Below are 11,640 nucleotides of genomic sequence, written 5' to 3'. Positions count from 1 at the left end.
TAAATCACGTGTTAGTGGTCTATAAGACCATTTTTTTACTTTTCTTATTTTTAGGTCAACTTTACCGCTTTGTTTTTGTTTATATTAAATCAGCTTTTAAAGATAATACTGCGTTTCAAATCATCAGAACAACCGGATAATTAGAAATATCAACAGACAGATAAGAATAGGGTAGCGAATCCTATAATCATTCAATCAGAATCACGCGGAGGAACAATATGGGTTTATTCGACAGAATGGGAACAGTGGTCAAAGCGAAGATGAACAAACTGGTCAACCGTATGGAAGACCCCAGGGAGACACTGGATTACTCTTATGAGAAACAACTAGAGATGCTCCAGAATGTCAAACGGGGAGTGGCTGATGTCACAACCTCGAAGAAGAGATTGCAACTGCAGCGTTCAAAGCTCCAGAAGAGCATCGACAAGCTCGACAGCCAGGCAAAGGATGCAATAAAGGCTGACAGAGAGGATCTTGCAAGAATGGCACTTGAGAGAAAAGCCGCCCTGAACACTCAGGTGGAAGATCTTGACATACAGATAGCGCAGCTTGAAAAGGAACAGGAGAAACTGGTTGCGGCCGAGAAACGCTTATCCACAAAGGTGGAGATGTTCAGGACACGCAAGGAAACGATCAAAGCGAGATACTCATCTGCCGAAGCCCAGGTCAAGATCAACGAATCCGTTTCCGGTATTGGAGAGGAGATGGCTGATGTGGGTATGGCTATCGACAGGGCGGAGAACAAAACAGAAGAGATGCAGGCACGTGCCTCTGCCATTGACGAACTACTGGAATCAGGGACACTGGATGACCTGACAAGCAGCGGTGACGACATCGACCGGGAACTTTCAAAGATGCATGCACAGACCGGAGTGGATGCGGAACTTGCTAAACTCAAGGAAGAGGTGAAGAAATGATCATAAGAATTGCTGAGGAAGGACAGTATGAGGTTCCTGGCAGCCTCCTGGACGAACTTAACATCATTGATAACAGAATAGTGGATCTGGTAGCAAAGGAAAAAGAAGAGGAATATACAACTGAGCTCTCAAAGCTCATCGGGATGATCCGCTCCAATGGAAAAAAACTTGATGATAGCGAACTCAAGGAATCCGATATCATTGTCCCACCGGATGACCTGACACTTAAAGAAGCAAGGGAGATCTTTACAGGGGATGGCCTGATCGAGGACTGAAAAGGCAAAAACAGATCAAAGTCCGGATATCAGAATGGCATTCCCCAGAGGGGATACCATTTCTCCACATTTTTTTCAATTGGTAGCTCGTTTTCCATTAAGGACTTAAGTCTCATTTCCATTGAGTTGTCCCTTTTGTGACCTTCCAGAGGTACGAAAGGATAGTATCCGTCCTGTTTGAAATTATAAATCCAGTAAACAGGACCTTTGCTCTCAAAACGATAGACAGCGCAGAGCAATTGCTCTCCGAATCCCTGTTCTATCAAAGTCTGGGAAACCATATGGATATTGGTCACAAGGTCCTCGAAATCCTCATCCTTCAGGATTACCCACAGGAAATTGTACTCGTCCTTCTCAAGCCGAAAAGAGGTACCTGTTTCCTGTGTACTGTATTTCAAAAGACCCTCGATCTCATCCCTGGCAGTCTCATACTTTGACATCTCCATTGGCTTGAAACATATACCTGCCGAACTCGAGGGCTCCAGACGGAGGTCCAACTCCATTGTCACCACTGCAGTTGATATTGCAAAGAGCCGGTCAGTTTTGGCTTCAGGAAGACTGCCCCTGCCAAGCAGGGAATTGAACACATCTATCAGGCCCATCAGAGTTCAAGCTCCCTCTGAATTTTTTCAAGTGCAGCTATCCTCTTCTCGACGGACGGGTGAGTAGAGAGCAGATTCATCATCGAACCGGATACTGCCGGTATGATGAAGAAGGCATTCATTCCTTCCACCTTGCGCAGATCATCATTTGGAATGCGCGGCATTACGTCACTTATCTTCAGCAATGCGGAAGTGAGATTTGAGGGTGTGCCGGTTATGATCGCAGAGCCCCGGTCAGCAGCAAATTCCCTGTACCGGGACAGAGCGCGTATCAGCAGGAAACTCACAAGCCAGACCGCAATAGACACAAGCCACACTGCGATTATGCCGCCTGAATCTCTCCTGTTTCCGCCTCCATAGCCTCCGAAGTATATGCTGTATCTCACGAAGTAGAAAGCGATTGTCGAGATGAAACTGGCTATTGTAAGTATTGTCATATCCCTGTTCTTGACATGACTGAGCTCATGGGCAAGTACCGCCTCCAGTTCTCCCTGGTTTAGCCTGTCCATAAGTCCGGTGGTGACCGCCACAACCGCACTGCTGGGACTCTTTCCTGTTGCAAAGGCATTCGGGACCTGTGTATTGACAACTGCGATCTTTGGCTTCGGAAGATCTGCTATGGCACACAGGCGGGTAATTGTCTGGTGAAGGTTCGGAGCCTCGGCTTCTGAAACCACCTTGGCGTTCATGCTCCAGAGTACGAGCCTGTCGGAGTAATAATACTGTATACCCATGAACAGAGCTATGAAAAGTAGCATGAACAGAGGCGGGGCACCTGAAGACCAGAGGAATGCAAGGAAGAAAAGGTAAACTGCCGCAAGCAGGAACATCGTGAGCAACATCCTTCCTTCAAGTCCAATATCCCGTTTCCATTTTACCATAAGAGACCCCTTCATACAATGCTAACTTTAATGTATGCTTTCATCTTTTATTAAAGGAACTTAAGCAAATATAGTTTCTTATTGCAGCAAGAGGAAGCCGTAAATGCAGAAACCAGCCATATCACAGCAATATACTATTTATACTAGGAGAGCGTTAATGGGGATACTTTTTTGTGACTTTATCACAATTGATAAAATCATTCACTGAACACGTTAGTAGTATACACCGTAAAATCTACCTTTGAATTATGAGAATACAGCCATGTCTCTGAGCAATATAATCATAAAAGGCGCGAAGGAACATAATCTTAAAGAACTTGACCTGACACTTCCACGTGATAAACTGATAGTGATCACCGGACTCAGTGGCTCAGGAAAATCGTCACTTGCTTTTGATACGATCTACGCCGAAGGGCAGAGAAGATATGTGGAATCGCTTTCGGCATATGCCCGGCAGTTCCTGGGGCTTATGGAAAAACCCGATGTCGAATACATCGAAGGTCTGTCACCTGCAATATCAATAGAGCAGAAGACCACAAGTAAGAACCCGAGATCCACAGTGGGGACCGTTACCGAGATCTATGACTATCTCAGGCTGCTCTATGCAAGGATAGGTATCAGACACTGTCCCGAATGTGGCCGCATAATCGAGACTCAGAGCGTTGACCAGATAATCGACAGTATAATGAAACTTCCCGAGGGTACGAAGATACACGTGCTTGCACCTGTTGTCAGGGAAAGGAAAGGAGAATACAGGAAGCTGCTTGCTGACCTGCTGGCAGAGGGTTTCACACGTGTACGCATCGACGGGGAAGTGTACACACTTGAGGAAGCACAGGATATAGAACTGGAACGCTATGTCAAGCACAATATAGAGATACTTGTGGACAGGTTAGTGATAAAAGAGGGCGTCGAGGAGCGACTTGCTGACTCCGTTGAAGCCGCACTTGAGAAGAGTGGCGGTACCCTGACAGTTCAAGTCCTTGAAGGAGAAGAGCTGACCTTCAGCGAGAATCTTGCATGCTCCGAGTGTGGCATCGGTTTTGAGGAAATGGAACCTGCCGCATTCTCGTTCAACAGCCCGCAGGGAGCATGTCCCGAATGTCACGGACTCGGAACTTCTATGGAGTTCGATCCGGACTTGATAGTTCCTGATAGGACCCTTACACTGCGTGAAGGGGCAGTTGAGCCCTGGAGCGGAAAGAGCAAGGACGGCTACCACATGCAATCCCTGGAATCACTGGCAAACCACATGGGATTCTCAATGGATGTGCCATTCCAGGACCTTGACCCTGAAGTACAGGAAATAATATTCTACGGCAGTGACAAACGCATACCATTCGTACACAAAGGCAGGAACGGTGGCATGTGGAGACATACCGGCAGGTTCAAGGGAGTTATCGCAAACCTGTCAAAGATCTTCGAGAAAACCGATTCAGAGAGCAGCAAAGACAGGATGCGACGGTATATCAGCACAAAGCCCTGTCATGTATGTGATGGAAACAGGCTGAAGCCCGCAAGTCTTGCTGTCAGAGTCAACGGTTCCAACATTATCGAAGTCACGAAAATGTCCGTGGAAGAAAGCCTGCATTTCTTCCAGCTGACCGAGACAAAGCTTGATGAGCGTGAGTACACCATTGCACGCCTCATACTAAAAGAGATAAAGTCAAGACTTGGTTTCCTTATGGATGTGGGGCTTGATTACCTCAGCCTCAGCAGGTCGGCTGCAACACTTTCAGGAGGCGAGGCACAACGTATCAGGCTTGCGACCCAGATCGGCTCAAGTCTTATGGGTGTACTGTATATTCTGGACGAGCCAAGCATCGGCCTGCACCAGAGAGACAATCTGCGACTCATCAATACCCTGAAACATCTCAGGGATATAGGCAATACCGTGCTTGTGGTGGAACACGATGAAGAGACCATCTGCAGCTCGGACCATGTTGTGGACATGGGACCCGGAGCCGGTATCCACGGCGGGGATATAGTTGCCGAAGGTACCCCGGATGAGATAAAAACCAATTCTGCTTCACTTACGGGAAAGTACCTGAGTGGAAAACTGGCAATTGAAATACCTGATAAACGACGCAAGCCTGAGAACAGCCTTGTGCTCTACGGTGCCAGAGAGAACAACCTGAAGGGCATCGATGTGCAATTCCCACTTGGAGTACTTGTATGTGTCACAGGTGTATCGGGATCAGGCAAGAGTACACTTATCAACGAGACACTTAACAAGGTACTTGCCAAGAAGCTCAACCGTGCAAGGGAGATTCCCGGCAAATATAAGGATATAGACGGGCTCGAGAATGTTGACAAGGTCATAACCATAGACCAGTCGCCAATTGGAAGAACACCGCGGTCGAACCCTGCAACTTACACTAACCTCTTTACACCGATCAGAGAACTCTTTGCACAGACAAAGATGTCACGGACTCGTGGCTACAAACCGGGACGTTTCAGTTTCAATGTCCGTGGTGGCAGGTGTGAGGCATGCAAGGGTGACGGAATAATCACCATTGAAATGCATTTCCTGCCCGATGTCTACGTACCCTGTGAGGTCTGCCACGGTAAACGCTACAACCGTGAGACCCTGGAAGTGACCTACAAAGACAGGAACATCGCCGAGGTGCTGGACATGACAGTGGAGGAAGCCCTTGAGTTCTTCGAGAACATACCGTCCGTCAGCCGCAAACTGCAAACTCTCTACGATGTAGGTCTGGGTTACATCAAACTTGGCCAATCGTCCACGACACTTTCCGGTGGAGAGGCCCAAAGGGTGAAACTGGCAACAGAGCTGAGTAAGCGTTCCACGGGTAAGACCGTCTACATACTGGACGAACCCACCACCGGACTGCATTTTGATGATGTCAAGAAACTCCTTGAAGTGCTCCAGAGACTTGTGGAAGGTGGAAATACAGTCATTGTGATCGAACATAATCTAGATGTGATCAAAACAGCCGACTGGATTATCGATCTCGGACCGGAAGGTGGAGACAAAGGCGGCGAGGTTATCGCAGAAGGTACACCCGAGGGAGTTGCAAAAAGCGATTTTTCCTATACCGGGAAGTTCTTGAAAAAAATGCTTGCAAAGTGAATCCTTACAAATTGAATGATGAGTGTGGGCTGCGATATCAGTCCATTTCATCAATCATATGCTGGAAAAGTAATTTTTCTTATCCGCAACGAACCTGTCATAAGAATAGCCATCTGTAAACTCCTGTATCGAAAGCATAGAATTGAATATGTCTTCCAGATAATCACCTGCCTCCCTTGTGCTCATACTTCCACCACCTCCGCAAGAATATGTCTGCCAATCCGTGGCTTCAAAGCGGTTTTTGATACAAGATCTACCCTTACTCCAAGAGCATCAGATAATTCCAGTTCCAACCTCACGTATTCCAGAAGGCTGACAGGCTTACTGAATTCCACAAGTACATCCAGATCACTTTGAGGGGTTTGTTCATTGCGTATGTACGAGCCAAACACCCCAAGATACTTGATAGAATACTTTTTTTGTAGTTTCGGCAGCATTTCACCCAGTTGCCTGATGTATTGGTCTTTATCCATATAGGAGATTCCTGAATTCATACCGGTTTAACTCCGTTATAGGAAGAAATAGACATACTACCTTATTTTTCTTATCCAATAAGGCAGAAAAATCTGTATTGCAAGATTACTTCAGATCCGAATCCTGCGTATGCTATTCTCATCTTAAAGAAACATAGATGCGTTGCCTATTATATACATCAAAACACCACTATCAAAATAAGAGCTATGGGAAGCTCATAAATTACAGCGGGGTAAAATAAATGACAGGAAGAGAGTGTAATTTATCGTTAGATGAACTCCTGAAACTTGAAGGCGTGGCAGCGGCAGGCATTTTCAGTGAGGAAGGCAAACTCGTTGATTATAAGTCCGAAATGAAGATGCCGGAAGAGATGGCAGACATGACATCAAAGTTCTGCGGTACCGTGAACATGATGTTTGATGCTCTGGCCACTGCCTATACAAAGCTCTATCAGGTGAACTGGGTACCACAACACAACTGGATGTACAGCGGTGGAGACTGGATAATTATTGTTTCAGGCACCAGGGGTGTGTTTGTGGAGAGCGAGAAGGCAGATGTTGAGAAGATAATCAAAGCACTTGGATTATGCTGAACACAGCAGATAAGCTGAACAACAGATAAGACTGGAAAGCCTCAGGATAACAGACCCGTAAGTCTTTTTTAGCACTGAAGTCAAGCGTTAAAGATAATAGAGATAGTCTTAGTTAATAAGATGAAAATATCTCTAATTAAGGGGAGTTATAAATGAGTTCAAAAGATAATCTTGAAGCAGCATTTACCGGCGAATCGATGGCAAACAGAAGATATCTGGCTTTTGCTAAAAAAGCTGATTCCGAAGGATATCCTCAGATAGCCAAACTCTTCAGGGCAGCAGCGGCTGCAGAAACAGTTCATGCCCACAACCATCTTCAGCGCATGGGTGGGGTCGGAACCACAATGGACAACCTGAAAGAGGCCATCGGCGGTGAGAAATACGAGTTTGAGACGATGTACCCCGAGTTCATCGAAGAAGCAAAGAAGGAAGAGGACAACAGGGCCCTCTGGAGCTTCGAGGTTGCAAACAAAGTCGAGAAAGTTCATGCCAGGTTGTTTGAAAAGGCACTTGAAGAGATCGGCAGCAATTCAGAGACCGATTACTATGTGTGCAGTGTTTGCGGACATACCCATGAAGGCAAGCCTGAAGGCAACTGCCCGGTATGCGGAGCACCTGAATCAAAATTCGATAAAGTAGACTGAAAACTTTGTTTCATTAAATAAATCTAAAACAGTTCCTGTACTGAAATCTGTACAGGTAACTTTTTCTATAAAATTAAGGAAAAACGGGGGTAAATAGTCCCCGATATCAGTTATTTTTTAGTTTCTTCACAAGCATCTCGACCTGCTCCACAGCAGTGCCGATATACCTGTCAGGGTCCACGAGATTTACGATATCATCCTCGCTCAGGTAATTGGCAACATCAGGATTTGCCATCAGGACTTCCTTGAAGTGCTTGCCTGATTCATGGGCTTCCATTGCACTTGAGCGTACGAGCTCATGAGCTTCCTGGCGACCCACACCTCTTTTTGCAAGTTCTATCATCACAGCCTCACCCATATTCAGTCCCCTGAGCAGGTCCAGATTGCGACGGATGTTCTCGGGATAGAACCTGAGATTCTCGATCACACCGATACCCAGCTTGATTATGTGGTCTGTCAGGACACAGGCTTCGGGGAAGACTATCCTTTCACATGAGGAATTGGTCAGGTCACGCTCGTCCCAGAGAGTATTGTTCAACAGTTCCGGTTCGACCATTGCACGCACGATCCTTGCAAGCCCGCATATCTGCTCGGACTTGATAGGGTTTCTCTTATGTGGCATGGTTGACGATCCCACCTGCTTCTTTCTAAAGCTCTCCTCAACTTCTGCGATTTCGCTTCTCTGCAGGGAGCGTATTTCTACAGCTATCTTATCAAGAGTTGTCACGGTATTGGCCATCCACATGACAAACTCAGCATGGCGATCTCTCTGGATGATCTGATTGGAAACATCCACAGAACCGATCTCGAGATATTCCATTACACGTTTCTGGACCTCGATACCATCCTTGCCGAATGCTGCCTGGGTTCCCACTGCCCCGCTCATCTGTCCTACAAGCAGGCGCGGTTTGAGCTGTTCCAGACGCTCGATGTGGCGTGCGACCTCGGATGCCCATATGGCAAAACGCAGACCGTAGGTGGTCGGGACACCGATCTGCCCGTGAGTTCTTCCGGCACAGACCAGGTGCTTGTGTTCGTCTGCCTGCACCAATAAGACGTCCAGAAGCTTCTGCATCCTGTCCTCAATTATCTTTACAGCTTCCTTGAGCTGCAGCCCTGTTGCGGTATCCAGCATGTCGTTGGAGGTGGCACCGAAATGCACCCATTTACCGGCATCTTCCTCACATTTCTCAGAAATGGCAAGCACAACCGCCATCATATCATGGTGAATCTCATTTTCGATCTCATTTACCCTTTCAAGTTCCACCGTGCCAATGCTTGCTTCAATTATGTCTGCCGCTTCCTTGGGGATAAGGCCGATATCGGCTTCTGCCTTTGCAAGTGCAGCTTCAACAGTCATGATCTTCTCAAGCCTGTTCGCCTCACTCCAGACAAACTTCATTTCCTCGGTTCCGTAACGATATTCGATTGGATGGATTGCCATTATTAAGATCTCCATATGGTATTACTATAGTATCACAATCACAATACTATCATCAAGTGAATGAGTCTTGCTATTATCCGTATCTGATAAATAGGCTTTGAACGTCAGAGAGCAAAAAAAAGAAATAGATAAGTGATTGGTGTCTGAAGAGATCAGACATCAACAACATCTGCTGTTCTGGGGAAATCTCCCTTGAAATTCAGATTCCCGGCCTCTACTTCCAGGGTCTCTATATTCAACCCCGGCATCTTTACAAGATGCGAGTTGATGAGGTTTTCAAGCTCCTGTTCTCCCTGCACCGTACTGCTTTCAGGTATCGGCAACAGGCCCACTTTTGCACTGGAGATATCCACCTGAATTGAGCTGTCATCTGCCTTTTCAAAACTACCTTCAGCATAAACAGGACCTCTGAAATTATAACACATCTCGTTCAGATCTATATAGGCAGACATCTGTGCCTGGTTATTTTTTCCGAGTTTGAGCTGTATGTCCTTGAGAGGACCATCATTATTAGTTGCCTGAAGATACGAACTGAGCTGGGAGCTTGAAAGGCTCAGGTCCATGGGAGAAGTATCGGAATATTGAATGTTGCTTGTGAGTGTATAAGCTGAGACCGGATCGTTCAATGTGACACCCTGTTCTTCAATAAGCTCATCAAATATCACAGGGTTCACTTCCACACCCAGATCTACTGCTTCGTCCGTTCCCATCAGTTCTGTCGTCCTGGAACATATACCATACCTGAAGCTGCAGCAAGAGATAGAATTACAAAAAGAATCGCTGCAAACGCTACAACAATTATCTTAATCCCGGGATTTTAACAATTTTTGTGTTTTGTATCATCGTTATTAGAGACCATCCGGTTCACTCCTTTAAGGATCCACCATTTTAGAAAAAAAAGGGTCACAGTTCAGGTTTAAAAGCATTGTTATCTACTTATGAAATAAAATTATAAGAGTTTGTATGATTTTAACTTGTAAATATTAATGTAAAAACACCGATTATTATAAATATAAGCTAGTAGGAAAAAGGAAAGACGTTTCATATAACCGTTCCAATAAGATAAAAAGATGGTGAAAACTATGGAAGAAACGAATTTTGGCAGGATTTTCAAAAAAGCAGTTAGAAACTGTGTGCGGGTGATCTGAAATGGCCCTTGACACAGGAGATACTGCCTTTATAATTATTTGTACAGCTCTTGTAATGCTTATGACACCCGGTGTGGGACTTTTCTACGGAGGAATGGTACGCAAGAAGAACATTATCTCCATGATCGCAATGTCTTTTATCGCCTTTGCAATCGTAAGTATTCAGTGGGTACTTTTCGGATATTCGCTTTCATTCGGGACAGATATCGGAGGATTTATAGGAGGACTGAACTTCCTGGGACTTCAGGGTGTGGGACTTGATGGCGAAGGAATACCGGATATGCTTTTCATGGTGTTCCAGCTTGTGTTCGCTGGAGTCACACTCGCAATTCTGACATCAGGCGTCGCAGGACGTATCAAGCTGAGTTCATTCATCGTACTTGGGTTACTCTGGACAACTCTCGTATATGATCCCCTGGCTCACTGGGCATGGGGAGGCGGCTGGGCAGGCGAGCTTGGTGCCCTTGACTTTGCAGGAGGAACCGTGGTTCACATCAGTTCTGGATTCGGTGCCCTTGCCCTGGCAATGGTCATCGGAAACCGTGCAGGCTTTGGAAAATACAGCATGGAAGCGGAGAATATTTCCACTACTTTGCTCGGTGGGGCACTGCTGTGGTTCGGTTGGTTTGGATTCAATGCAGGAAGTGCACTCGCAGCAGACGGACTTGCTGTCAACGCTCTTGTGGTCACGAATATATCAGCAGCCGCCGGTGCAATAACCTGGATGCTGGCAGCCTGGATCAAAGGTAAGCCAAGTTCCCTGGGTATGATCAGTGGAGCTGTTGCAGGTCTTGTGGCCATAACCCCTGCATCAGGATTTGTCGGACCCATGTCAGCCATACTTATCGGTGGTTTTGCAGGAGTACTCTGTTTCAGTGCACTACTGTTCCGTGAACGCAGAGGTCTTGATGAAAGTCTTGATGCCTGGGCTGTACACGGCATGGGCGGATTCTGGGGTGCAATCGCAACAGGTATCTTTGCAAGTGCAGCTATAGGAGGAGTAGACGGCCTTATCTACGGAAACGTAAATCAGTTCCTCATACAGGTACTTGACGCATCCGTTGCCATGATATACGCATTTGTTGTGACCTTCATACTGGCAAAGATAGTTGACAAGGTCATGGGACTGCGTGTAACCGAAGAAGAGGAATACGTAGGACTGGATATTTCCCAGCATGGAGAATCCACAACAGCCTGAGGTGATGATAGTGAAAAGAGTAATAGCAGTTATCAGACCCGAGAAACTCGAAGACGTAAAGTCGGCACTGGAAGAGAAAGGTTACTTTGCAATGACAGTGCATGAAGTAAAGGGCCGTGGTGCACAGAAAGGAATCTGTCTCCAGTACAGGGGAAAGCAGATCAAAGTGGATATGATCCCAAAGACTGAGATCGAGATGGTCGTAGGCGACGAGGATGTACGTCCTATAATAGATCTTATCCGCAAGAATGCACGCACCGGCAAGTTCGGAGACGGGAAGATATTCGTATCTCCTGTGGAGATCGTTGCGGGCATCAGGACAGACGAAGAGATAGTATCGTAAATTTAACATGTGGGTGAAAACCCACAAA

At 46.3% G+C, this 11,640-nt stretch carries 13 protein-coding genes; 7 read left to right on the top strand and 6 right to left on the bottom strand.

All coding sequences use genetic code 11. The features are described 5' to 3' along the window. The first annotated feature begins 218 nt into the window (after positions 1-218). Entirely contained in the window at positions 219-917 is a 699-nt protein-coding gene (locus tag HWN40_RS03225; RefSeq protein ID WP_176964406.1) for a PspA/IM30 family protein, read from the top strand. Next, positions 914-1,192 carry a PspA-associated protein PspAA gene (gene pspAA / locus HWN40_RS03220; RefSeq protein ID WP_176964405.1) on the top strand — a complete coding sequence of 93 codons (279 nt, stop codon included), beginning with the start codon at positions 914-916 and terminating at the stop codon, positions 1,190-1,192. The genes HWN40_RS03225 and pspAA overlap by 4 nt, the downstream gene beginning before the upstream one ends. Before the next feature lie 29 nt (positions 1,193-1,221). Here the strand turns inward: pspAA and pspAB are convergent, their stop codons facing one another. Then, on the bottom strand, positions 1,222-1,794 hold the full coding sequence (pspAB, locus tag HWN40_RS03215; protein ID WP_176964404.1) for a PspA-associated protein PspAB: 573 nt from the start codon (positions 1,792-1,794) through the stop codon (positions 1,222-1,224). After that, complete coding sequence (htpX, locus tag HWN40_RS03210; RefSeq protein WP_176964403.1) at positions 1,794-2,675, bottom strand: zinc metalloprotease HtpX; 882 nt, start codon at positions 2,673-2,675, stop codon at positions 1,794-1,796. The genes pspAB and htpX overlap by 1 nt, the downstream gene beginning before the upstream one ends. Positions 2,676-2,937: 262 nt before the next feature. On the opposite strand from htpX, the gene uvrA reads away from it, so the two are divergent. Next, positions 2,938-5,769, top strand: coding sequence for an excinuclease ABC subunit UvrA (uvrA, locus tag HWN40_RS03205; protein ID WP_176966255.1), 2,832 nt, complete (start codon positions 2,938-2,940; stop codon positions 5,767-5,769). A gap of 54 nt (positions 5,770-5,823) precedes the next feature. On the opposite strand, the gene HWN40_RS13615 is transcribed toward uvrA, so the two are convergent. Together HWN40_RS13615 and HWN40_RS03200 are read right to left on the bottom strand one after the other, a co-directional pair. After that, positions 5,824-5,955: a ribonuclease HepT family protein gene (locus HWN40_RS13615; protein WP_281361375.1), complete on the bottom strand. Its 132-nt coding sequence runs from the start codon at positions 5,953-5,955 to the stop codon at positions 5,824-5,826. Beyond that, positions 5,952-6,242 (bottom strand): nucleotidyltransferase family protein, encoded by a 291-nt coding sequence (locus HWN40_RS03200; RefSeq protein WP_246275963.1) that lies wholly within the window; start codon positions 6,240-6,242, stop codon positions 5,952-5,954. The genes HWN40_RS13615 and HWN40_RS03200 overlap by 4 nt, the downstream gene beginning before the upstream one ends. Positions 6,243-6,484: 242 nt before the next feature. On the opposite strand from HWN40_RS03200, the gene HWN40_RS03195 reads away from it, so the two are divergent. Both HWN40_RS03195 and HWN40_RS03190 read left to right on the top strand, forming a co-directional pair. Continuing rightward, positions 6,485-6,835, top strand: coding sequence for a DUF2173 family protein (locus tag HWN40_RS03195; RefSeq protein ID WP_176964401.1), 351 nt, complete (start codon positions 6,485-6,487; stop codon positions 6,833-6,835). A gap of 152 nt (positions 6,836-6,987) precedes the next feature. Beyond that, on the top strand, positions 6,988-7,479 hold the full coding sequence (locus HWN40_RS03190) for a rubrerythrin family protein (protein WP_176964400.1): 492 nt from the start codon (positions 6,988-6,990) through the stop codon (positions 7,477-7,479). A gap of 106 nt (positions 7,480-7,585) precedes the next feature. Here HWN40_RS03190 and purB read toward each other — a convergent pair whose 3' ends face one another. After that, positions 7,586-8,923 carry an adenylosuccinate lyase gene (purB, locus tag HWN40_RS03185; RefSeq protein ID WP_176964399.1) on the bottom strand — a complete coding sequence of 446 codons (1,338 nt, stop codon included), beginning with the start codon at positions 8,921-8,923 and terminating at the stop codon, positions 7,586-7,588. Positions 8,924-9,075: 152 nt separating this feature from the next. Then, entirely contained in the window at positions 9,076-9,633 is a 558-nt protein-coding gene (locus tag HWN40_RS03180) for a hypothetical protein (protein WP_176964398.1), read from the bottom strand. A 439-nt stretch (positions 9,634-10,072) separates the two neighbouring features. On the opposite strand from HWN40_RS03180, the gene HWN40_RS03175 reads away from it, so the two are divergent. Both HWN40_RS03175 and HWN40_RS03170 read left to right on the top strand, forming a co-directional pair. Then, positions 10,073-11,269, top strand: a complete 1,197-nt coding sequence (locus HWN40_RS03175) for an ammonium transporter (RefSeq protein WP_176964397.1) — start codon at positions 10,073-10,075, stop codon at positions 11,267-11,269. 4 nt (positions 11,270-11,273) lie between these two features. Continuing rightward, a complete protein-coding gene (locus tag HWN40_RS03170; RefSeq protein WP_425487362.1) occupies positions 11,274-11,612 on the top strand; it encodes a P-II family nitrogen regulator in 339 nt (112 codons plus the stop codon). The last annotated feature ends 28 nt before the right edge of the window (positions 11,613-11,640 follow it).

It is taken from the genome of Methanolobus zinderi (assembly GCF_013388255.1).
Classification (GTDB): domain Archaea; phylum Halobacteriota; class Methanosarcinia; order Methanosarcinales; family Methanosarcinaceae; genus Methanolobus; species Methanolobus zinderi.
Note: the sequence above shows the minus strand (reverse complement) of the source record. Positions and strands in the feature narration are given on the sequence as shown.

Coding starts and splice junctions, on each gene's coding strand:
- HWN40_RS03225 (WP_176964406.1), top strand. CDS start 219: ATGGGTTTATTCGACAGAATGGGAACAGTGGTCAAAGCGAAGATGAAC.
- HWN40_RS13615 (WP_281361375.1), bottom strand. CDS start 5,955: ATGAGCACAAGGGAGGCAGGTGATTATCTGGAAGACATATTCAATTCT.
- HWN40_RS03170 (WP_425487362.1), top strand. CDS start 11,274: ATGATAGTGAAAAGAGTAATAGCAGTTATCAGACCCGAGAAACTCGAA.
- uvrA (WP_176966255.1), top strand. CDS start 2,938: ATGTCTCTGAGCAATATAATCATAAAAGGCGCGAAGGAACATAATCTT.
- HWN40_RS03175 (WP_176964397.1), top strand. CDS start 10,073: ATGGCCCTTGACACAGGAGATACTGCCTTTATAATTATTTGTACAGCT.
- HWN40_RS03190 (WP_176964400.1), top strand. CDS start 6,988: ATGAGTTCAAAAGATAATCTTGAAGCAGCATTTACCGGCGAATCGATG.
- HWN40_RS03195 (WP_176964401.1), top strand. CDS start 6,485: ATGACAGGAAGAGAGTGTAATTTATCGTTAGATGAACTCCTGAAACTT.
- HWN40_RS03180 (WP_176964398.1), bottom strand. CDS start 9,633: ATGGGAACGGACGAAGCAGTAGATCTGGGTGTGGAAGTGAACCCTGTG.
- purB (WP_176964399.1), bottom strand. CDS start 8,923: ATGGCAATCCATCCAATCGAATATCGTTACGGAACCGAGGAAATGAAG.
- HWN40_RS03200 (WP_246275963.1), bottom strand. CDS start 6,242: ATGGATAAAGACCAATACATCAGGCAACTGGGTGAAATGCTGCCGAAA.
- pspAA (WP_176964405.1), top strand. CDS start 914: ATGATCATAAGAATTGCTGAGGAAGGACAGTATGAGGTTCCTGGCAGC.
- pspAB (WP_176964404.1), bottom strand. CDS start 1,794: ATGGGCCTGATAGATGTGTTCAATTCCCTGCTTGGCAGGGGCAGTCTT.
- htpX (WP_176964403.1), bottom strand. CDS start 2,675: ATGGTAAAATGGAAACGGGATATTGGACTTGAAGGAAGGATGTTGCTC.